Genomic DNA, 18,983 nt, shown 5'->3' with positions numbered 1-18,983 from the left:
GATGAGCTGGACGATCACCGCCGGGGACATCCCCGGCCTCGCGCGCGGCGCCGCCGTGCTCGGCACCGGCGGCGGCGGCGACCCCTACATCGGCGCACTCCTCGCGACGCAGGCGTTGCGCGCCCACGGCGACGTCACGGTCGTCGGGCTCGACGAGCTGCCCGACGACGCGGTCGTGCTCACCGTCGCGATGATGGGGGCGCCGACCGTCATGGTCGAGAAGCTCCCGAGCCTCGACGAGGTCACCGCACCCGTGCACGCGCTCGGCGCGTACCTCCGCCGGCCGGTGACGCACATCGCCTGCGCCGAGGTCGGCGGGGTGAACTCGACGATCCCGATCGCCGCCGCCGCAGCGCTCGGGCTCCCGCTCCTCGATGCCGACGGCATGGGCCGGGCGTTCCCCGAGCTGCAGATGGTGCTGCCCACCCTCTCCGGCATCACCGCCTCGCCGCTCGCCTTCAGCGACGAGAAGGGCAACGTCGGCGTGCTGCACACGGTCGACAACGGGTGGACGGAGCGGATCGCGCGCGTCGCCTGCGTCGAGATGGGCTGCTCGGTGATGATCTCGGGATTCTCGATGTCGGGCGTGCAGGCCCGCGAGGCGCTCGTCCCCGACTCCCTCTCGCTCTGCGTGGAGATCGGCCGCACGATCGCGTCGGCCCGCGACGAGAAGGTCGACCCCGTCGACGCGGTCGTCGCCCTCCTCGGCGGGCGCGAGCTCTTCGCCGGCAAGGTCGTCGACGTGCAACGGGCGACGACGACCGGTTTCGCCCGCGGCCGGGCGCGCATCGACGGGGCGGATGCCTCGCTCGAGCTCTCGTTCCAGAACGAGCACCTGATCGCCGAGCTCGACGGACGCGCGCTGGCGACGACGCCCGACCTCATCATGGTGCTCGAGCACGACACGGGCGAGCCCATCACCACCGAGGCGCTGCGCTACGGCCAGCGCGTGCGGGTGATCAGCGCGCCCAGCGACGAGCGCTGGCACTCGGCCGAGGCGCTCGCCATGGTCGGTCCCGGGTACTTCGGCTACGAGCTGCCTGCCCACCGCTTCGACGGCAGCGTCGACGCGATCGAGGAGGCGGCGGCGTGAGCTGGCAGCTGACGGCCGCCGACCTGCCCGACCTCGCGCGCGGGGCGACCCTGCTCGGCACGGGCGGCGGCGGCGACCCCTACATCGGCAAGATGCTCGTCGAACGGGTGCTCGGCGACGGCGCGATCACAATCCTCGACCCCGACGAGCTCGCGGACGACCTCTTCGTGATCCCGACCGCGCAGATGGGCGCCCCGACCGTCATGGTCGAGAAGATCCCGGCGGGCACCGAGCCGAGCCTCGCGCTGCGCACGCTCGAGGAGCACCTCGGCCGGCGGGCGGATGCCACGATGCCGATCGAGTGCGGCGGCATCAACTCGATGATCCCGCTCGTGGTCGCCGCCGAGACGGGGCTCCCTGTGGTCGACGCCGACGGCATGGGCCGCGCGTTCCCCGAGCTGTCGATGGAGACCTTCGCGGTCTACGGGGTGCACGGCTCGCCCCTGGCGCTCGCGGGCGAACGCGGCGAGCAGGTCATCATCGACACCGGTGACGACGACCGGCAGATGGAATGGCTCGCCCGGGGCATCACGATCCGCCTCGGCGGCGTCGGGCACATCGCCGAGTACGCGATGAGCGGCGCCGACGTGAAGCGCACCGCGGTGCCGCGCACCATCTCGATGGCGCTGGCGCTCGGACGGAGCATCCGGCTCGCCCGGGAGGAGCACCGCTCGCCGTTCGACGCGATCGCGGCGACCCTCGCCCCGACGCTGTACTCGGAGGTGCGCGAGCTCTTCGTCGGCAAGGTGACCGACGTCGAACGGCGAACGACCGAGGGCTTCGCCAAGGGGCGCGCCCTGATCTCGCCGCTCGACCCGGCCGACGACGAGGTGTTCGAGATCTCCTTCCAGAACGAGAACCTCATCGCGCGGCGCGGCGGCGAGGTCGTCGCCATCGTCCCCGACCTCATCTGCGTCGTCGACCACGAGACGGCCGAGCCCATCACGACCGAGGGACTGCGCTACGGCCAGCGCGTGCGCGTGCTCGGCATCTCGACGCCGGGGATGATGCGGACGCCGGAGGCGCTGGCCGCGTTCGGCCCCGCGGCCTTCGGCCTCGACGAGCCCTTCGTCCCCGTCGAGGCCGAGCGGGTCGGCGCCGCCCGAGCCTAGGCTTGGGGCATGGCGACGACCCTCGAGCTGGCGCAGCTGCCCGCGCTCGCGCGGGGGTTCGCGCTGCTCGGCTCGGGTGGGGGCGGCACCACGACGATGCTCGAGCTGGCGCTGGCCGCGCCCGAGCGCTGGCCGATCACGCTGCACGACGTCGACGAGCTCGACCCGAGCACGCCCTGCCTCGGTGCGGCCTTCGTGGGGTCGACCATGCTGCTCGGCGAGCGGCTGCCGGGTGAGGCGCCGTTCGCCCCGCTCGTCGCAGCGGTCGAACGGTGGCTCGGTGTGCGGGTGCCGGCGGTGTGCTCGCTCGAGGGCGGGGGCCTCAACGGGCTCACGCCCCTCGCCCTCGCCGACGAGCGCGTCGTCGTCGACGCCGATCTCACCGGGCGCGCGGTGCCCGGCCTCGACCAGATGTCGCTGCTCGTCGATCGCGTGCCCGGCATCGTCGCCGCGTGCGACACGGGCGCCGGCGGCGTCGCACTCGTGCAGACCGATCGCGCCGTCGACCTCGAACGGGTCATCCGCTCGGCGACGATCCAGGCCGGCGGTGCGGGCGGCACGGTCTTCGCCGGGTTCATGGTCGGCGACCTCGTCGAGCACTCGGTGCTCGGCGGCACGCGGCGCGCGCTCGAGCTCGGGCTCGCGTTCCAGGCGGCCGTGTCGGCTCCGCTCGAGCAGCTCGCCGCGAGCCTCGGCGGCCGGGTGCTCGGCGAGGGGCGGATCACCGCCGTCGACGCCGATGCCCGTGACCCGCACGTGAACTCGGTCGAGATCGCGGGGCTCGGCGGCGAGGTGCAGCGGGTGATCACGAGGTCGGAGTCGCTGGCCTTCGTCTCCGACGGCCGCCTCGAATCGTCGGCCCCGGCGATCATCGTCGTGCTCGACGCGCTCTCCCGCGACATCCTCGAGGTCACCGACCTGATGCTCGCCCGCAACGTGGCCGTGCTCGAACTGCCGGCACCCGAGTGGTGGCATGCCTCCCCCGAGCGGCTCGCGCGCGTCATGCCCTCGGTCTACGGCCTCGCCGAACTGGACGGGGCGCGATGAGCGAACGACTGCGCATGTCCGCGCTCCTCGCGCATCCCGGCGCCGGCGGCGTGCGGGTCGTCGCCGGCGACGAGGATCGCGAGTGGCACGGCGTCGACATCGAGTCCCTCGAGTCGGAGCTTTCGCCCGACGGCACCGACCGGATCGCGATCCTGACGGCGGCGCCCGCGACGACGCCGTGGCAGCAGGACGCGCTGGTGCGGCGCGTGCACGATCGCGGGTACGTCGCCCTCGCGGTCATCGACGCCGAGCGCTTCGGCGCCGGCACGATCCGGCTCGCCGAGCGGATCGGCCTCGTGCTGCTCCACGTCGACCGCCCGGTCGCGCTGGCCAAGGCCTGCTGGCAGCTGCTCGAGGCGCGCGACGCGCTCACGCTCGGCTACGTGCGCAAGGTCGCGCAGTCGATCGAGTACCACGCCGAGGGCCTTCCCGACCTGCTGCGGCACCTCTCCTCGAGCGTGGGCCACGGCATCGCGCTCATCGATTCCGAGGGGGTGCTGCTCGAGGCGGGCGGCTCGCTCCGCCCCGAGGTGCACGCGGCGATCGACTTCGCGCCGTGGGTCGACCTCGCCCGTGCGGGCCGCGGCACCGCGGCCTCGGTGCGGGTCGACAGCCCGAGCCGGGCGGGTCTCCGGGTCGCGTTCTTCGGCGACGGCCTGAGCGATCCCCAACTGGGTGCGCTCGGCGTCGCCGCCGAGGTGGCGATGCCCGCGGTGGCCGCGCGCATCATGATCGACGAGGTCGCCGCCGTCAACGACGTCGCGGTCTCCTCGGGGGTGCTGCGCGACTTCGTCGACCTGCGGGGCGCCCCCGACGCGGACGTCGAGCGGCGAATGCTCGAACGCGGCTGGCGCACGAGCGGCTACCACCTGGCGTTCCGCATGGTGGGCCGGTCCCGAGTGGAGCCGTTCCAGCTGCTGCGCACGGTCACCGGCGAGCTCGGCCGCATCGCCGGCGACTCGCACGCCACCACGACGGGGCGCGGCGTGAGCGGCTGGCTGAGCTTCACCGAGGCGCCGACGCCGTCGCAGATCGAGACGCACGTCGCGGCCCTCCGCGAGCTGCACGCCGCGGTCCGCCGCGGCTTCAACGTCGCGACGGGCGTCGGCTCCCTCGAGAGCGGCGCGGCCGGGCTCACGGTCTCGCTGAGCGAGGCGGCGGATGCCGCACGGATCGCCGTCAACCGCTCGGCGACGGGCTGGTTCGTCCGCGTCGACGGCCTCGGCCTCGAGCAGCTCCTGCTCGCCTGGACGGGCAACGACACCTTCGTGCCCGCCGCGCGGTCGCTGCTGGCCCCGCTCGAGGGGGCCGGGGGCGAGCTGCTGGCCACGCTGTCGAGCTACCTCGACCACGAGTCGGGCATCGCGCCGACCGCGGCGGCGCTGGGCCTGCACCGCAACACGGTGTCGATGCGCATTCAGCGCGTGCAGGAGCTGCTCGGCGTCGACATGGGCGACCCCGAGGTCCGTCTCGCCCTGCACCTCGCCTGCCGCGCGGTGGGTTCCTGACCGTCAGGGCTGCTCGTGATCGCCCTCGGGCACGTCCAGCCGTCGCGGGCCGGCGCCGTCGTCGCCCAGGGCGTCGTCGGGGTTGAGGAGGCCGCAGGCCTTCATCGAGAGGCATCCGCAGCCGATGCAGCCCGTGAGCTCGCGTTCGAGCCGTTCGATGCCGAGGCGACGCTCCTCGAGCCGTCGCTTCCACCTTCGGGAGGCCCGCTGCCAGTCCTCGTGGCTCGGCGTGCGATCGAGCGGGACGTGCTCGAAGGCCTGCTGGACGTCGCCGAGCGGGATCCCGAGGCGCTTCGCGACGACGACGAGCGAGACCCGGCGCAGCATGTGCCGCGGGTAGCGGCGCTGGTTGCCGGCCGTGCGCCGGGAGGCGATGAGGCCGAGCTCCTCGTAGAAGCGCAGCGCCGAGGGCGCGACGCCCGTCCGCCGGCTCATCTCGCCGACGGTGAGGAGCTCGTCGGGCGCGTGCTTCGGGTGGACGGGATCGGCGGGATCGACCGCGTCGATCGACCCGGTCGCGTCTTCGGCGAGCGCGGCGGATGCCTCGACCTCGCCCCTCACCTCGTGCTCCGCCATGCCGTGATTCCCCTCGATTGGACTTCAAGGCTACTTGAGGTTTTAGGCTGGTCGCATGCGTTCCATCCCCGGAGTGATCCTGTGACCTACGTGATCGCCCTCCCCTGCGTCGACCTCAAGGACAAGGCGTGCATCGACGAATGCCCCGTCGACTGCATCTACGAGGGTGAGCGGTCGCTCTACATCCACCCCGACGAGTGCGTCGACTGCGGCGCCTGCGAACCCGTCTGCCCCGTCGAGGCGATCTACTACGAGGACGACCTGCCCGGCGAGTGGGCCGACTACTACAAGGCCAACGTCGAGTTCTTCGAGATCTCGGTCGACGGCCGCGCACCCCTCGGTTCGCCGGGCGGCGCCGCGAAGACGGGACCGTTGCCCTACGACCACCCGATCGTCGCCGCACTGGCGCCGCAGGGCGGGCACGAGTGAACCCCGCCCGGCACACCGCGCTCACCGAACCGGTCGATCCCGCGATCGCCGCGCGGGGCGACGACTTCAAGGCCGCGTTCCGCGTGCATCCGGCCGGGGTCGCCCTCGTCTCCGCGGCGAGCGCGACGGGCCCCGTCGGCCTCACCGCATCGAGTCTCGCGTCGGTCGCGGCCGACCCGCCCGTGCTCTCGTTCTCGGTGACCCGTGCGACGGGGTCTGCGGGTGCGCTGCTCGGTGCGGACACCTTCGTCGTGCAGCTCCTCGCCGACCACCAGGTCGACGTGGCGCGGGCGTTCGCCCGCTCGGGCGCGCCGCGCTTCACGCCCGAGCAGGGGTGGACCCGACTGCCGACGGGCGAGCCCGTGCTCGCTGACGCCCGGGCGGCGTTCCGCTGCCGCGCGCTGCAGCTCGTGCCGGTCGGCAGCTCGACCCTCGTGGTCGCCGAGGTGCTCGAAGTGATCCCCGGCCCGGCCGCTCCCCCGCTCGTCTACCACGACCGCCGCTTCCTCAGCCTCGACCCCGGGGCATCCGAACTCTGAATCACGGCCGCGTGCACCCGCGCGCGGCCATCCCGCGAAAAGGAGACGACTCTCATGTCGACGTACACCCTGCCCGACCTGCCGTACGACTACGCGGCGCTCGCCCCGCACATCTCGGCGACCATCATGGAGCTGCACCACTCGAAGCACCACCAGGCGTACGTGACGGGCGCGAACACCGCGCTCGAGCAGCTCGCCGAGGCGCGGGCGACGGGCAACCTGGCGAACGTGAACAAGCTCGAGAAGGACCTCGCGTTCAACCTCGGCGGCCACATCAACCACAGCGTCTTCTGGCAGAACATGTCGCCCGACGGCGGCGGCGCCCCCGAGGGCGAGCTCGCGGCCGCCCTGGAGGACGCCTTCGGCTCGCTCGACGCGTTCCGCGCGCACTTCGGTGCGACCGCCCTCGGCGTGCAGGGCTCCGGCTGGTCGGTGCTCGCGTGGGATTCCGTGGGCGCACGCCCGGTCGTGTTCCAGCTCTTCGACCAGCAGGGCAACGCGCCCCTGGGCGTCACCCCGCTGCTGCAGCTCGACGTGTGGGAGCACGCCTACTACCTCGACTACAAGAACGTCCGCGCCGACTACGTGAAGGCGTTCTGGGAGGTCGTGAACTGGGCCGACGTCGCCGCCCGCTTCGAGCGCGCCCGCACGGCCACGAGCGGCCTGATCGTGCCCGGTATCGTCTGAGTATGTCCACTGAGCGTGCGAAGAGGCGCCGGCGTCCGCGTCGGCGCCTCTCGCACGCCCTCCTGGCGGTGCAGATCCGCCGTTGGGGCCTCGTCGCGATCATCGCCCTCGTGGCGCTCGGCGCGGTGATCGCCGCCCTGCAGCGCTGAGTCGCCCCGCGCGGGCGGCCCTGGCGCTAGCGTGGGAGCATGTCCCGCCCGTCGGAAGCACCCGCGCGGTGAGCGCCGCCGCACTCGACCTCGACGAGTACCGCGAGCACGTCGCGTCGCGACTGCCGGTGCTCGAGACGGTGCGCCTGCCGCTCGACGAGGCGCTCGGCGCCGTGCTCGCCGAGACGGTCGTCACGCGGTGGCCGATTCCGCTGTTCGACAACTCGGCGATGGACGGGTACGCGGTGCGCGCCGCCGACGCGCAGGCGGGTGCCAGGCTCAGGGTCGTCGCCGACGTCGCCGCCGGCTCCGCCGACGACCCGCCGCTCGCGCCCGGCGAGGCCGTCCGCATCATGACGGGCGCCCCGATGCCGTCGCAGGCCGACACCGTCGTGCCCCTCGAGCACACCGAGCTCGGGCTCGCCGGAGCGCTGCCGGGCAGCGCACCGCCCGCGTGGGTGACGATCACGCGCGCACCGCTCGTCGGCGCGAACGTCCGCAGGGCCGGTGAGGATGCCTCGGTCGGCGACCCCGCGGTCGTGGCGGGCCGTGAACTCGGCCCGTGGCAGCTCGCCGCGATCGCCTCCGCCGGACACGACCACGTCGTCGCCAGGCGGATGCCCCGGGTCGCCGTGCTCTCGACGGGTTCCGAGCTGGTGGCGCCCGGAGCCGACCCCAGGCGCGGTCAGGTCCCCGAGTCGAACTCGGTGCTCGTGACGGCGGCCCTGCGCGCCGCCGGTGCTGCCGTGCTGAGCGCGACCGTCGTGCCCGACGACGAGGACGCGCTCAGGGTCGAGGTCGAGCGGACGCTCGGCGATGCGACCGCACTCGACGGTGAGCGGCTCGGCGACGCGGCGACCGCACTCGACGGCGAGCGGCTCGGTGTGGATGCCGTGGTGCTCACCGGCGGGGCCGCGGTCGGCGCCTTCGACCCCGTGCGCGCGGTGCTCGGCGCGGACGGTTCGGTGCGGTTCGACGCGGTCGCGATGCAGCCCGGCCGTCATCAGGGCTTCGGGATGATCGGCGGAACCCCCGTCTTCTGCCTGCCCGGCAACCCCGTCGCCGTCGCCGTCTCGCTCGAGCTGATCGTGCGCCCGGCCCTGCGCGCGATGGCGGGGCACGCCCAGCCCGAGCGAGCGCGCTTCCGGCTGCCCGCCGTCACCGGGTGGGCGTCGCCCGCCGGTCGCACCCAGGTGGTGCCGGTCGTGGCCGAGGCGCACGGCGTCGCCCCGGTCGCCGGCCGTGCGGGCGGCTCGCACCGGGTGCGCTCGCTCGCCGAGGCGACCGCGTTCGCCATCGTGCCACCCGAGGTCGAGCGGGTCGAGACCGGCGACCTCGTCGAGGTGATCCTGTGCGGATGAACGACGGGCCCAGCGAGGCGAGCAGCCCGCGGGCGGCGATCGTGCTCGCGGGCGGCAGGGCCTCGCGGCTCGGCGGCGCCGACAAGGCCTCGGTCGTGGTCGACGGCCGTGCGCTCGTCGACCACGTGCTGGCCGCACTCGAGGGCTGCCCGCGGCTCGTCGTCGTGGGTCCGCCGGCGCTCGCGCGCCCGGGCATCGAACTGGTGCGGGAGGACCCGCCCTTCGGCGGCCCCGTCGCCGCGATCGCGGCGGCACTCGGCGTGCTCGAGGCATCCGTCGACGAGGTGTGGCTGCTCGCCTGCGACCTGCCGCGCGCCGCGCGAATCGTCGAACTCCTGGCCGACCGGCCGCTGGCGGGCGGTGTCGACGGCCTCGCCCTCGTCGACGCCGAGGGGCGCACCCAATGGCTCGCCGGGCGCTACCGGGTCGCCGCGCTGCGCGACGCGGCCGCCGCGCTCCCGACGGTCGACGGCGCCTCGATGCGCGCGCTCCTCGCCCCGCTGCGGATCGAGACCCTTCCCGACCCCGACGGCGCCGCGCTCGACCTTGATACCTGGGCGGCCATCGAGCACTATCGGAGCATGACCGACACCCCCGAAGGGCTCGACACCTGGGTCGCCGACCTCGCCGCGGAACTGGGGCTCGGCGAGCCCGACGTGCCGACGGCGCTGCTGCTCGATCTCACCCGCGAGGCGGCGCACGGCGTCACCCGTCCGGCCGGGCCGCTCACGACCTACCTCATCGGCCTCGCCGTCGCGAGCGGCATGAGCCCGGCCGACGCCGCCGCGGCGACGCGCCGGGCGATCGCAGACCGCACCGGCTGACGGTCAGCCATCGGCGGCGGCGAGCTGCCCGCAGGCCCCGTCGATCTCCTTGCCGCGGGTGTCGCGGATGGTGGTCGGGATGCCGGCCGCCTCGAGGCGGCGCACGAACTCCTGCTGCACGTCCTTCTCGGACGCGGTCCAGATCGAACCGGGCGTCGGGTTCAGCGGGATCGGGTTCACGTGCACCCAGCCGTGGCCGCGCTCGTTGAGCTTCTCGGCGAGCAGGTCGGCGCGCCAGCCGTGGTCGTTCATGTCCTTGATGAGCGCGTACTCGATCGACACGCGACGCCCGGTCTTGTCGAAGTAGGCGCGGGCGGCGTCGAGCGCCTCGTCGACCTTCCACCGCGAGTTCACCGGGATGAGCTCGTCGCGCAGCTGGTCGTCGGGCGCGTGCAGGCTGAGCGCGAAGGTGACCGGAATGTCCTCGTCGGCGAGCTTCTTGATCGCGGGCACGAGGCCGACGGTCGACACCGTGATGCCGCGGGCCGACATGCCGAGCCCGTCGGGCGCGGGGGCGAGCATCGTGCGCACGGCCGACATCAGCCGGGCGTAGTTCGCGAGCGGCTCCCCCATGCCCATGAACACGATGTTCGAGACGCGGTCGGGCGTGTGGTCGCCCTTCTTGCGCCCGCCGAGCTCGCCGCGGGCGAGTGCCGCGTTCGCCATGACGACCTGCTCGATGATCTCGGCCGCCGACATGTTGCGGGTGAGGCCCGCCTGTCCGGTCGCGCAGAACGGGCAGTTCATGCCGCAGCCCGCCTGGCTCGAGACGCAGAGCGTGATGCGGCCCGGGTAGCGCATGAGCACCGACTCGACGAGGGCGCCGTCGTGCAGCTTCCAGAGGAACTTGATCGTGTCGCCGTTGTCGGTCGCGAAGCGGCGCACCTCGGTGAGGAGCGGCGGCAGCACCGCCGCGACGAGCCCGTCGCGGGAGGCCGCGGGCAGGTCGCTCATCTCGGCGGCGTCGTTCGTGTGGTGCACGAAGTAGTGGGTGGCGAGCTGCGCGGCTCGATAGCCGGGGAACCCGAGCTCGGCGACGTGCGCCTTCCGGTCGGCGGGCGCGATGTCGGCGAGGTGCACGGGCGGCTTGCCGCGCTTCGGCGAGGCGAACTGCAGCATCGGCCGGCCGTCGGGGCCCTTCTTCTGCTCCCAGCCCTCGGTCGCGGGGCGGACCTGGCGGGGTTTGGTGCGGCGCACCGCGTCGGCGGCGGTCTGATCGGTCGAGTTCGTCACCTTGCAAGGGTACGCGGCCCGGCCGTGTGAATGCCGGATGCCGCGTACGGACCGGGACGGAGGGCCCCAACCTCCCGGTCGAATGGGGGCACGGGTGCCACACTTGAGGCATGGCCGATGTCATCGCCGTCCACGGCGACCTGACCGAGCAGCGCGTCGACGCGATCGTCAACGCCGCGAACAACGCCATGCGCGGCGGGGGCGGCGTCGACGGCGCGATCCACCGTGCGGGCGGCCCCGCGATCCTCGACGACTGCGTCGCCCGATTCCCCTACGGCCTCGCGACCGGCGACGCCGGCTGGACGGTGTCGGGCGAGCTGCCCGCCACCTGGGTCATCCACACCGTCGGACCGAACTACGCCGCCGGCGAGCGCGACCGCTCGCTCCTCGTCTCCTGCTACCGGCGATCGCTTGCGGTCGCCGACGAGCTCGGCGTGCGGAGCATCGCCTTCCCGCTCGTGAGCGCCGGGGTGTACGGGTGGCCGCTGCACGACGCGATCGCGGTCGCGATCGAGACGATCCGGGATGCCGACACGCGCGTCGAGCAGGCCGCGATCGTCGCGCGCGACGCGGCGATCTTCGCCGAGGTCGAGGCGGCCCTGCGCGCCGGCGCGTAGGGCTCAGTCGCTCGTGAGGATGACGAGCTCCCGGGTCGCGCGCGTCATCGCGACGTAGCGGTCGACGGCGCCCTCGACGCCGTCGGCGCCGCCCGCGCGGTCGTCCTCGCCGAAGCGCTCGGGGTCGACGAGCACGACGAGGTCGAACTCGAGGCCCTTGGAGAGCTCGGGCGTGAGCGAGCGGACCCGCGCGGTTCCGGCGAATTCGGGATCGCCGATGACGCAGGCGGTGCCCTCGGCGTGCTCGGCGAGCCACGCGTCGAGGATCTCGGGCAACCAGGCCCTCGCACCGTGTCGAACCGGCACGCCGCTGCTCCTGATCGAGGTCGGCACGTTCGCGTCGGGCAGCGCCACCCGGATCACTGGCTCGGCCACCGCCATGACCTCCTCGGGCGTTCGGTAGTTGATGCCGAGCGTCGCGATACTGGTGTTCACGAGGCCGATGCGGGCGAGCCGCTCCTGCCACGACTCGGCGAAGCCGTGCCTGGCCTGGGCGCGGTCGCCGACGATCGTGAAGCTGCGCGAGGGGCAGCGGGCGAGCAGCATCGTCCATTCGGCGTCGCTGAGCTCCTGCGCCTCGTCGACGATGACGTGGGCGAAGGGTCCGGCCAGCAGTTCGGGGTCGGTGCGCGGAGCCGTGATCTCCTCGGCGAGGGTGTTGCGGAAGTCCTGTCCGCCGAGCATCGACATGATCGCCATCTCCGAGTCGTCGGCGGCGACGAGTTCCTCCCTGACCCGTTCGCGCTGCTCCTGCTCGGCGGCGGCCTCCAGTCGCTGCCGACGGCGGCGCCGGGTCGCCTGCGGGTCGCCGATGCGGCGACGCGCGGCATCGAGCATCGGCAGGTCGGCGCTCGTCCACGCGCGCGCGTCGGCCCGCTGCAGCGTCGCGAGGTCGTCGGGGGCGAGCCCGGGCGCACACCGTCCCAGGTAGGCGGGCACGGACCAGAGGTCCGCGACGACGCCGGCCGGGTCGAGCAGCGGCCAGGCCCGGTTGAAGGTGCTGACGAGCTCCTCGTGCTGCTCGAGGGCGCGGCGCAACAGCCCGGGAGGGACCTCGTCGTCATCGTGCTGGTCGATGAGGATCGCGAGCAGCGCCTCCCACACCTCCTCGCGGGCGTCGTTGTGGGGCGTGCCGGGTTCGGGCGACTCGAAGGCCTCGACCCAGTCGGCCGGGCCCAGCAGGAGCTCGCCCGAGGAGGTCTCGACGAGGAGCTCGTCGCGCGGCGGGTTCTCGTACGCCGCCACCGCCCGCTCGACGGCGTCGACGAGCTCGGTCGAGGCCTTCAACCGGGCGACGGCCGGGTCGGGCTCGGGGCGCGCATCGGCTCCCTCGTCGACGAGGTCGCGGAGGGTCGCCATCTGCACCCCGTCCTCGCCGAGGCTCGGCAGCACGTCGTCGACGTAGGCCATGTAGGCGTGGCTCGGGCCGACGAACAGCACGCCGCCACGTCGTGCGTCGAGCCGACGATCGGAGTAGAGCAGGTACGCGGCGCGGTGCAGGGCGACGACCGTCTTGCCGGTGCCCGGTCCCCCGTCCACGACGAGGGCACCGCGGGAACCCGCGCGGATGATCGCGTCCTGGTCCGCCTGGATGGTGCCCAACACGTCGCGCATGCGCGGCGAACGGCTCGAGCCGAGGCTCGCGATGAACGCCGACTGGTCGTCGAGCGCGACGCCGCCGTCGACGGCGTCGGCCGTGAACACCTCGTCCCAGTAGTCGGTGATGCGGCCACGGGTCCAGCGATATCGCCGCCGGCTGACTATCCCCATCGGGTCGGCGTGGGTGGCCCCGAAGAACGGCTCCGCGGCGGGGGCGCGCCAGTCGATGAGCAGCGGTTCGCCGTCGCCATCGCTCAGGCCGACGCGGCCGATGTAGACGATCCCGTCGCCGTTCGCGCCGCCCTCGGCGTCGGTCTCGGGCGCGGCGACCATGCGGCCGAGGCAGAGGTCGAGCCCGAAGCGGCGCAGCAGCCGCAGCCGGGCGGTGAGCCGGTGGATCTCGAGGTCGCGCTCGAGCGCCGCCTGCCCGCCGACGCCCCGCGCCCTGCGCTGCTCGTCGAGGCGGGTCGTCAGCTCGGTGATCTGGCCGTCGAGGCTCGCGGCGATCGCCGCGAAGTGCCGCTCGTCGGCGGCGATCAACGCGGGCTCCGCCTTCGCGGCGAGGCGCTCGGGCAGGGCGAAGGCGGTGGTGCGCAGTGGGGTCAAACGATCAGCTCCAGTCGACGGAAGCGTCAATTCTGCGCCCGTCGGGGGCCCTTGCCGCAAGCCCCCCACCCCGCGATATCATGGAAGTGGCGGGAGGGGTTCCCGCCTTTCGCATGTCCGGGCAGGCGTTCGACGCGTGCTGGCTCGTGCGGCGGGGCCATCCGGGTGCCGATGCGCCGTAGATTCGGATGATGCCGAACCTCGACGCGGAACTCGCCCTGCGCGGCGTCGCCCTGCACTACGCCGACTCGGACGGTGACGGCGAACCGGTGGTCTTCCTGCACGGCGCCGGGGCCGACCGCTCGATGTTCGCGGCGCAGCGCGATGCCCTGGTCGGAGCCGGGTACCGGGTCGTGCTCGTCGACCTCCGCGGACACGGCGCCTCGCGCCCGAACACGGCGCAGCTCACCGCCGAACTGCTCACGAGCGACGTCGAGTCGCTCGTAGCGCACCTCGGCCTGCAGCGGCCCACGCTGGTCGGGCATTCGCTCGGCGGCAACCTCGCGCAGCGGCTCGTGCGCCGTGCGCCCGAGCGCTGGGCGGCGCTCGCGGTGCTCGACTCGACCTGGAACGCCGGTCCGCTCACGCGCCTCGAGCGGCTCGCACTGCGCTCCGCAGCGCCGCTGCTGCAGCTCGTCCCGGCGCGAACGCTGCCACGCATGATGGCGGATGCCTCGGCGGTCACGCCGGCCGCTCGCGCCGAGCTCGCCGGGGTGTTCGCCGAGCAGTCCAAGGCGGAGTTCATCGCAGTCTGGCGGGCGACGGCCGAGTTCGTCGAGCCCGATCCCGGGTACCGCACGCCGCTCCCGCTCCTCCTGCTCCGCGGGGCGGCCGACCGCACGGGCAACATCGCCACGGCGATGCCCCGCTGGGCCGACGCCGAAGCGATCGACGAGGTCGTGATCGACGGCGCCGGGCATGTGGTCACGCTCGACACTCCTGACGCGGTGAACGCGGCGCTCCGCCGATTCCTCGATGGGGTGCCGCGCGCGCCGTCGGGCGGCACCTGAGTTCAGCGCCGCCCGGGCGGGCCGCTCAGCCGAGCAGACTGCCCATCTGCTTCGCGATGAGCGTCGTTGCGTACTTCGGGTTGATGCGAGAGATGCGGTCCATCGCCGCGGCGTCAGGGCCGATCGTGGCGCGGAACCGGCCTTTCACGAGCGCGTCGACGACGACCCTGCCCGCGACCTCGGGGCTCGTCATCTTGTACGAGGAGGACTCGGCGGCCGACTCCTTCGTCTCGCCGCCGGCGAGCGTGACGCCCGAGTTCGCGGCGATGTCGGTGCCGATCGCACCGGGGAAGACGACGGTCACCTGCACGTTCGTGTCGAGGAGCTCGGCGTAGAGCGCCTCGGTGACGAGCTTCACCGCGGCCTTCGATGCGCCGTAGACCGCCTGGCCGGGCACCGGCGCGTACGCGCCCATGCTCGCGACGTTCAGGATCGCCGCCTCGGGACGAGTCAGCAGCACCGGCAGGAACGCCTTGCACATGTTCATGACCCCGCCGAAGTTGACGGCCATGACCTTGTCGATCTCGGAGAACGGCAGCTCGTTCACCTTCACGAACTTCTGGATCACGCCCGCGATGTTCAGGATACCGTCGACCTGGCCGTGCGCCGCTTCGACCGCGGCCGGCAGCGCTGCGACGGCCTCGCGATCGGTGATGTTCACGAGGTGCTGCGAGAACCGGTCGCCGGCGTCGGCCAGACGCGCGGTCTCGGCGAGCCCGGCCTCGCTCAGGTCGACGCCGGCGACCGAGGCGCCGCGGGCGAGCAGCTGGAGGGTGACTTCACGGGCGATGCCGTTGCCGGCGCCGGTGACGACGAAGACCTTGCCGTCGATGTTCATGGGGATGCTCCTTGCCGGCCGGGGCCGTCGAGTGAGGGAAAGCGTGCGGCGGTGGGGATTCGCCGTTGAGCGATCGTATCCGTCGAGGTCGCACGACGCATCACCTCAGTTCGAGGCACGAGCCCGCCGGGCGCCGCAGATCAGAATGCGGTCGACGCCCACCAGACGATGATGAACAGGCCCATCGCGACGAAGACCAGGCCGACGGTGAGGAACATCATCGGGCTCGGGCCGCGGGCTCCCGCCCGCCCGGCACCCGCCTGGCGCTCTGCCGTGATGGCGTCCGCGAGCCACCGGCGACGCGCGACGAGCACGGAGCCTCCGACGAGGGCGATGACAGCCCAGGCGAGGGCGAAGATGAGGCCGGGTTCCACCCGACCAGCCTACCGGCGGCCCGCTGGCTACACTCGCAGCATGCGCATCGTCGTGTCCGGCACCCACGCGAGCGGAAAGAGCACCCTGATCTCGGACTTCGTCCTCGCACATCCCGAGTTCGCGGTGCTGCCCGACCCGTTCGAACTCATCGACGAGACCTGGGATGCCCCGAACACGGCGATGCTCACCGCCCAACTGCGGATCGCGGCGGACCGCCTCCTCAGCGACGAGCACGGCGAGCGGATCATCGCGGAGCGGGGCCCCGTCGACTTCCTCGCCTACATCCTGGCGCTGGCCGAGGTGACCGGCAGGACCTCGGACGACGAGCGCATCGAACGGGCGATGGCGATCACGGCCGACGCACTCCGCGGGGTCGACGTACTGGTGGTCCTCCCGCTCTCTGCGGGCGACCCGATCCACGTCGGACACGATGAGGACCTCGAACTCCGAGAGGCCATGGACCGGATCCTCCTCGAGCTCATCGACGATCCCGACCTCGTCGGCGAGCACCTCAGGGTGGCCGAGATCACCGGAGACCCCGCCGCGCGACTGGCCGAACTCGAGGCCCTGGCCGGGGTGGCGTGAGGCGATCACGAGCCCCGAAGACGACGAAAGCCCCGGCAGATCTTGCGATCTACCGGAGCTTTCTCTGGTCGGGCTGACAGGATTTGAACCTGCGACCCCTTGACCCCCAGTCAAGTGCGCTACCAAGCTGCGCCACAGCCCGATGCTCCGGTGTCTGTCCGAGGCAACTTGACCATCATAGCGGTATCCGGAGGGGTGCTTTTGCACACACGGCGTCGACGGGGTCTCGAAACGCTCCGCTACTCGCGCACCGGCGCGAGATGACGCCGAACCTCGTCCATGAAGGCCGCCGAGTCGTCGACCCAGATCCGCACGGCGGTCACCTCCTGCGCTCCCCCGGACGCGCCATGGCCGGGCAGCCGGACCACGGTGGGCCGCTCGAGTTCGATCTCGATGTCGGTCTCGTTGTTCAGGCGCACGAAGAGCGTGCGCGAGGCATCCTGCTCGACGATCTTCGGCGACTTGGGTTCGTCGACCTGCAGGCGGCGACTGACCGAGGCGATGTCGTCCCAGCTGAGCGCGAGGTCGGTCTCGAGTCCGGCGCGCACGCGGATCCCCTCCGGACCGACCGCGTGCGGCCGCATGAGGTACGCGCACAACAGGCCCAGCATCCACGTCAGCCCCCAGATGCCGAGCACGAGCATCGAGATACGCACCGCCGGCCACCGGTGCACGATGAGATCGATGATCGGGATCTCGACGGCCGACAGCACGATGAAGATCACGAGGATCGTCAGCACCGGCCTGTGGTAGCCGAACCCGACCGCGCCGCGCGGGATCGCCGGCCGCCGCGAGAGGAACCGCCCGATGCTCGCGTAGACCGCGAGCTCCATCGCGAGCGCGCGCTTCGCGACGCGACCGAGACGAACCCAGGCGGATGCCTCCGCGGGGGCGCGCGTCGTCGTGCTCATGTCTCGGCGCCTTCCTCTGCGCCTTCCACGAGCACAGTGAGGCGGTCGGCGATCGCGCCGATGCCGCGTTCGACGGCGGCGCGGTCGGCGGGTGCCACCGCGTCGAGCAGGGTCGCCGAGAGCTCCTCGTGCTCGCGCTGCATCCGCGACATGATGCGGGCGGTGCGCGGCGTGAGCTCGACGAGCACCGCGCGCCGGTCGCTCGGGTGCGGCCCGCGTCGCACATGACCGGATGCCTCGAGCGCATCGACGAGCCCGCTGACGTTGCGCGGGGTGACGTCGAGTTCGACCGCGAGCGCCTGCTGCGTCATCGCACCGTCGTGCTGGAGCACCCACAGCACGCGAAGCCTGGCCGGGGTGAAGCCGGTGCCGGCGAAGGCGCGCGCCATGTCGCGCTGGAAGAGTTCGCCGATCTGCAGCAGCCGGTCGAGGAGGGTCACATCCATATCATGATGATACTTCATTGTTACCTTCATTCATTATTCGCCGGCTGCGAGCGACCGTTCCGCCGCACGCGCCCATTCGCCGCCGGCGCCGCGATGTCAGTGGTCGGCGATACGGTTGGCCCATGATCACCGAGCTCACCGACGATCTCGAGCCCGCTCCGCTGCGGGTCGTCTCCGCCGCCGATGCGCCCTTCGCCGATGTCGAGGCGGTGTTCGGCACGAAGGGCGATCCCGCCCACTGCTGGTGCCAGTGGTACAAGATCCCGGGCAGAGACTGGCGCGGCATCGGCGACGAGGGCCTGCGCGATCGCCTGCACGAGCAGATCGACTCCCCCGGCGCGGGGCCGGGGCTGCTCGCCTACGACGGCGAGGTGCCGGTCGGCTGGTGCGCCGTCGAGCCGCGCGCGAACCTCGTCCGCCTGCAGCAGAGCCGGCTCGTGAGCGGTTCGACGCCGAACCCCGATCTGTCCGATCCGGGCGTCTGGGCGGTCTCGTGCTTCGTGGTGCCGCGCGCCTACCGCAAGCGCGGCGTCGGCAAGGCCCTCGCCGAGGCTGCCGTCGAGTTCGCGCGAGCGAACGGCGCCCGCCTCGTCGAGGGGTACGCCATCGATCCGACCGCGCACCCGAAGATCCCCGCCGCCGACCTCTTCCACGGCACGGTCTCGATGTTCGTGGGCGCCGGCTTCACCGAGGTCGCCCGCCCCAACGCCGACCGTGCGATCATGCAGCGGCGCCTCTCCGACTGACGGGGCTACACTCGCCTCATGCATTCGGGGTTCGTCAGCTGGCACTTCCTCGCCATCATCGGCGTGCTGCTGCTGTTCGCACTCATCATCGCCGCGATCGTCGTGCCGGTCGTGCTCGTCACCCGTCGCTCGACGCCACCCGCCGTGCCGCAGGCCCCTCACGAGGCCGCACCGGCGGTCGGGCATGCGGGCGCGCCCGAGGCACCGCGCACGATCGAAGCACGCCTCCGCGAACTCGACGATCTGCGCGACCGCGGGGTCATCACCGCTGCCGAGCACGAGGCGCAGCGCCAGGCGATCATCCGCGACGTCTGAGCCGGGCGCAGAGCGACCGGCGCGGTTGCCGCCGACGCTCACGCGACCGCCGTCGATCACACGCCGTCGATCACACGCCGTCGATCACACGCCGTCGATCACACGCCGTCGATGCCCTCGACCCGCACGCGCTTCACCCGCGAAGTCAGCCCCCGCAGGATCTCGACGTCGCGACGTGGTACGCCGAAATGCGCCGCGACCGCAGCCACGACGCCGGCGTTCGCCGCGCCGTCGACCGCACGCTCACGCACGAACACCGTCAACGACGCCGCCGGATCATCGGGCGTCGCTTCGACGAGCGGCCCCTTGCGACTGCCGGGCTTCACCCGGATCGTGATCTCCATCGGCGACTCCGAATCGGCGGGCGAGCTCGTCAG

General features: G+C 72.7%; 23 protein-coding genes and 1 tRNA gene. 15 read left to right on the top strand and 9 right to left on the bottom strand.

Annotated features, from left to right (window positions below; translation table 11 throughout):
• Position 1 precedes the first annotated feature (1 nt).
• Genes ACFVTR_RS09170 through ACFVTR_RS09155 form a run of 4 tightly spaced genes read left to right on the top strand, consistent with a single transcriptional unit; the run spans position 2 to position 4,760 of the window.
• Positions 2–1,093 carry a DUF917 domain-containing protein gene (locus tag ACFVTR_RS09170; protein WP_387036685.1) on the top strand — a complete coding sequence of 364 codons (1,092 nt, stop codon included), beginning with the start codon at positions 2–4 and terminating at the stop codon, positions 1,091–1,093.
• On the top strand, positions 1,090–2,205 hold the full coding sequence (locus ACFVTR_RS09165; RefSeq protein ID WP_387036683.1) for a DUF917 domain-containing protein: 1,116 nt from the start codon (positions 1,090–1,092) through the stop codon (positions 2,203–2,205). Before ACFVTR_RS09170 ends, ACFVTR_RS09165 begins: the two co-directional genes overlap by 4 nt.
• A gap of 9 nt (positions 2,206–2,214) precedes the next feature.
• On the top strand, positions 2,215–3,252 hold the full coding sequence (locus tag ACFVTR_RS09160) for a DUF917 family protein (RefSeq protein WP_387036681.1): 1,038 nt from the start codon (positions 2,215–2,217) through the stop codon (positions 3,250–3,252).
• Positions 3,249–4,760 (top strand): PucR family transcriptional regulator, encoded by a 1,512-nt coding sequence (locus ACFVTR_RS09155; RefSeq protein WP_387036679.1) that lies wholly within the window; start codon positions 3,249–3,251, stop codon positions 4,758–4,760. Before ACFVTR_RS09160 ends, ACFVTR_RS09155 begins: the two co-directional genes overlap by 4 nt.
• Positions 4,761–4,763: 3 nt before the next feature.
• On the opposite strand, the gene soxR is transcribed toward ACFVTR_RS09155, so the two are convergent.
• Entirely contained in the window at positions 4,764–5,336 is a 573-nt protein-coding gene (gene soxR, locus ACFVTR_RS09150) for a redox-sensitive transcriptional activator SoxR (protein ID WP_387036677.1), read from the bottom strand.
• A gap of 81 nt (positions 5,337–5,417) precedes the next feature.
• On the opposite strand from soxR, the gene fdxA reads away from it, so the two are divergent.
• The 6 genes from fdxA (at position 5,418) to ACFVTR_RS09120 (ending at position 9,325) form a co-directional block, all read left to right on the top strand.
• On the top strand, positions 5,418–5,765 hold the full coding sequence (gene fdxA, locus ACFVTR_RS09145) for a ferredoxin (RefSeq protein WP_387036674.1): 348 nt from the start codon (positions 5,418–5,420) through the stop codon (positions 5,763–5,765).
• 44 nt (positions 5,766–5,809) lie between these two features.
• Positions 5,810–6,304, top strand: a complete 495-nt coding sequence (locus ACFVTR_RS09140) for a flavin reductase family protein (RefSeq protein WP_376945828.1) — start codon at positions 5,810–5,812, stop codon at positions 6,302–6,304.
• A gap of 54 nt (positions 6,305–6,358) precedes the next feature.
• Positions 6,359–6,991 (top strand): superoxide dismutase, encoded by a 633-nt coding sequence (locus ACFVTR_RS09135; protein WP_376944727.1) that lies wholly within the window; start codon positions 6,359–6,361, stop codon positions 6,989–6,991.
• Between the two features lie 2 nt (positions 6,992–6,993).
• On the top strand, positions 6,994–7,140 hold the full coding sequence (locus ACFVTR_RS09130) for a hypothetical protein (RefSeq protein WP_387036672.1): 147 nt from the start codon (positions 6,994–6,996) through the stop codon (positions 7,138–7,140).
• 68 nt (positions 7,141–7,208) lie between these two features.
• Positions 7,209–8,501, top strand: coding sequence for a molybdopterin molybdotransferase MoeA (locus tag ACFVTR_RS09125; RefSeq protein ID WP_387036670.1), 1,293 nt, complete (start codon positions 7,209–7,211; stop codon positions 8,499–8,501).
• Positions 8,498–9,325 carry an NTP transferase domain-containing protein gene (locus ACFVTR_RS09120; RefSeq protein WP_387036668.1) on the top strand — a complete coding sequence of 276 codons (828 nt, stop codon included), beginning with the start codon at positions 8,498–8,500 and terminating at the stop codon, positions 9,323–9,325. The genes ACFVTR_RS09125 and ACFVTR_RS09120 overlap by 4 nt, the downstream gene beginning before the upstream one ends.
• Before the next feature lie 3 nt (positions 9,326–9,328).
• Here the strand turns inward: ACFVTR_RS09120 and rlmN are convergent, their stop codons facing one another.
• The gene (gene rlmN, locus ACFVTR_RS09115) at positions 9,329–10,558 is read right to left on the bottom strand and encodes a 23S rRNA (adenine(2503)-C(2))-methyltransferase RlmN (RefSeq protein WP_376944719.1); all 1,230 of its coding nucleotides are present in this window, start codon (positions 10,556–10,558) and stop codon (positions 9,329–9,331) included.
• A gap of 110 nt (positions 10,559–10,668) precedes the next feature.
• On the opposite strand from rlmN, the gene ACFVTR_RS09110 reads away from it, so the two are divergent.
• The gene (locus tag ACFVTR_RS09110) at positions 10,669–11,175 is read left to right on the top strand and encodes an O-acetyl-ADP-ribose deacetylase (protein ID WP_387036665.1); all 507 of its coding nucleotides are present in this window, start codon (positions 10,669–10,671) and stop codon (positions 11,173–11,175) included.
• Between the two features lie 3 nt (positions 11,176–11,178).
• On the opposite strand, the gene helR is transcribed toward ACFVTR_RS09110, so the two are convergent.
• Complete coding sequence (gene helR / locus ACFVTR_RS09105; RefSeq protein ID WP_387036663.1) at positions 11,179–13,380, bottom strand: RNA polymerase recycling motor ATPase HelR; 2,202 nt, start codon at positions 13,378–13,380, stop codon at positions 11,179–11,181.
• Positions 13,381–13,571: 191 nt separating this feature from the next.
• On the opposite strand from helR, the gene ACFVTR_RS09100 reads away from it, so the two are divergent.
• On the top strand, positions 13,572–14,390 hold the full coding sequence (locus tag ACFVTR_RS09100; protein ID WP_387036661.1) for an alpha/beta fold hydrolase: 819 nt from the start codon (positions 13,572–13,574) through the stop codon (positions 14,388–14,390).
• 25 nt (positions 14,391–14,415) lie between these two features.
• Here ACFVTR_RS09100 and ACFVTR_RS09095 read toward each other — a convergent pair whose 3' ends face one another.
• Positions 14,416–15,228 (bottom strand): SDR family NAD(P)-dependent oxidoreductase, encoded by an 813-nt coding sequence (locus ACFVTR_RS09095; protein ID WP_387036659.1) that lies wholly within the window; start codon positions 15,226–15,228, stop codon positions 14,416–14,418.
• 140 nt (positions 15,229–15,368) lie between these two features.
• A complete protein-coding gene (locus ACFVTR_RS09090) occupies positions 15,369–15,602 on the bottom strand; it encodes a hypothetical protein (protein ID WP_387036657.1) in 234 nt (77 codons plus the stop codon).
• A gap of 40 nt (positions 15,603–15,642) precedes the next feature.
• On the opposite strand from ACFVTR_RS09090, the gene ACFVTR_RS09085 reads away from it, so the two are divergent.
• On the top strand, positions 15,643–16,188 hold the full coding sequence (locus ACFVTR_RS09085; RefSeq protein WP_387036656.1) for a hypothetical protein: 546 nt from the start codon (positions 15,643–15,645) through the stop codon (positions 16,186–16,188).
• 65 nt (positions 16,189–16,253) lie between these two features.
• Here the strand turns inward: ACFVTR_RS09085 and ACFVTR_RS09080 are convergent.
• The 3 genes from ACFVTR_RS09080 to ACFVTR_RS09070 all read right to left on the bottom strand — a co-directional run bounded on the left by ACFVTR_RS09080 (position 16,254) and on the right by ACFVTR_RS09070 (position 17,545).
• Positions 16,254–16,330, bottom strand: a tRNA-Pro gene (locus tag ACFVTR_RS09080).
• A 97-nt stretch (positions 16,331–16,427) separates the two neighbouring features.
• The gene (locus ACFVTR_RS09075) at positions 16,428–17,099 is read right to left on the bottom strand and encodes a hypothetical protein (RefSeq protein WP_387036655.1); all 672 of its coding nucleotides are present in this window, start codon (positions 17,097–17,099) and stop codon (positions 16,428–16,430) included.
• Positions 17,096–17,545, bottom strand: a complete 450-nt coding sequence (locus tag ACFVTR_RS09070; RefSeq protein ID WP_387036654.1) for a MarR family winged helix-turn-helix transcriptional regulator — start codon at positions 17,543–17,545, stop codon at positions 17,096–17,098. The genes ACFVTR_RS09075 and ACFVTR_RS09070 overlap by 4 nt, the downstream gene beginning before the upstream one ends.
• 122 nt (positions 17,546–17,667) lie before the next feature.
• On the opposite strand from ACFVTR_RS09070, the gene ACFVTR_RS09065 reads away from it, so the two are divergent.
• Positions 17,668–18,291 carry a GNAT family N-acetyltransferase gene (locus tag ACFVTR_RS09065; protein ID WP_387036652.1) on the top strand — a complete coding sequence of 208 codons (624 nt, stop codon included), beginning with the start codon at positions 17,668–17,670 and terminating at the stop codon, positions 18,289–18,291.
• Between the two features lie 18 nt (positions 18,292–18,309).
• Positions 18,310–18,606 carry an SHOCT domain-containing protein gene (locus ACFVTR_RS09060; RefSeq protein WP_387036650.1) on the top strand — a complete coding sequence of 99 codons (297 nt, stop codon included), beginning with the start codon at positions 18,310–18,312 and terminating at the stop codon, positions 18,604–18,606.
• A gap of 98 nt (positions 18,607–18,704) precedes the next feature.
• Here ACFVTR_RS09060 and ACFVTR_RS09055 read toward each other — a convergent pair whose 3' ends face one another.
• The gene (locus ACFVTR_RS09055) at positions 18,705–18,950 is read right to left on the bottom strand and encodes a DUF167 domain-containing protein (protein WP_387036649.1); all 246 of its coding nucleotides are present in this window, start codon (positions 18,948–18,950) and stop codon (positions 18,705–18,707) included.
• Positions 18,951–18,983: the final 33 nt, after the last annotated feature.

It is taken from the genome of Agromyces sp. NPDC058126 (assembly GCF_042884595.1).
GTDB lineage: Bacteria > Actinomycetota > Actinomycetes > Actinomycetales > Microbacteriaceae > Agromyces.
The sequence above is the reverse complement of the archived record's forward strand: the minus strand, read 5'-3'. Positions and strand labels throughout refer to the sequence as shown.

Excerpts from the sequence above, each read along its gene's own strand:
- ACFVTR_RS09170 (WP_387036685.1), top strand. The coding sequence starts at position 2 with ATGAGCTGGACGATCACCGCCGGGGACATCCCCGGCCTCGCGCGCGGC.
- ACFVTR_RS09135 (WP_376944727.1), top strand. The coding sequence starts at position 6,359 with ATGTCGACGTACACCCTGCCCGACCTGCCGTACGACTACGCGGCGCTC.
- ACFVTR_RS09085 (WP_387036656.1), top strand. The coding sequence starts at position 15,643 with ATGCGCATCGTCGTGTCCGGCACCCACGCGAGCGGAAAGAGCACCCTG.
- ACFVTR_RS09055 (WP_387036649.1), bottom strand. The coding sequence starts at position 18,950 with ATGGAGATCACGATCCGGGTGAAGCCCGGCAGTCGCAAGGGGCCGCTC.
- ACFVTR_RS09160 (WP_387036681.1), top strand. The coding sequence starts at position 2,215 with ATGGCGACGACCCTCGAGCTGGCGCAGCTGCCCGCGCTCGCGCGGGGG.
- ACFVTR_RS09075 (WP_387036655.1), bottom strand. The coding sequence starts at position 17,099 with ATGAGCACGACGACGCGCGCCCCCGCGGAGGCATCCGCCTGGGTTCGT.
- ACFVTR_RS09110 (WP_387036665.1), top strand. The coding sequence starts at position 10,669 with ATGGCCGATGTCATCGCCGTCCACGGCGACCTGACCGAGCAGCGCGTC.
- ACFVTR_RS09155 (WP_387036679.1), top strand. The coding sequence starts at position 3,249 with ATGAGCGAACGACTGCGCATGTCCGCGCTCCTCGCGCATCCCGGCGCC.
- ACFVTR_RS09100 (WP_387036661.1), top strand. The coding sequence starts at position 13,572 with ATGCCGAACCTCGACGCGGAACTCGCCCTGCGCGGCGTCGCCCTGCAC.
- ACFVTR_RS09095 (WP_387036659.1), bottom strand. The coding sequence starts at position 15,228 with ATGAACATCGACGGCAAGGTCTTCGTCGTCACCGGCGCCGGCAACGGC.
- ACFVTR_RS09070 (WP_387036654.1), bottom strand. The coding sequence starts at position 17,545 with ATGGATGTGACCCTCCTCGACCGGCTGCTGCAGATCGGCGAACTCTTC.
- ACFVTR_RS09060 (WP_387036650.1), top strand. The coding sequence starts at position 18,310 with ATGCATTCGGGGTTCGTCAGCTGGCACTTCCTCGCCATCATCGGCGTG.
- ACFVTR_RS09130 (WP_387036672.1), top strand. The coding sequence starts at position 6,994 with ATGTCCACTGAGCGTGCGAAGAGGCGCCGGCGTCCGCGTCGGCGCCTC.
- soxR (WP_387036677.1), bottom strand. The coding sequence starts at position 5,336 with ATGGCGGAGCACGAGGTGAGGGGCGAGGTCGAGGCATCCGCCGCGCTC.
- ACFVTR_RS09065 (WP_387036652.1), top strand. The coding sequence starts at position 17,668 with ATGATCACCGAGCTCACCGACGATCTCGAGCCCGCTCCGCTGCGGGTC.
- ACFVTR_RS09120 (WP_387036668.1), top strand. The coding sequence starts at position 8,498 with ATGAACGACGGGCCCAGCGAGGCGAGCAGCCCGCGGGCGGCGATCGTG.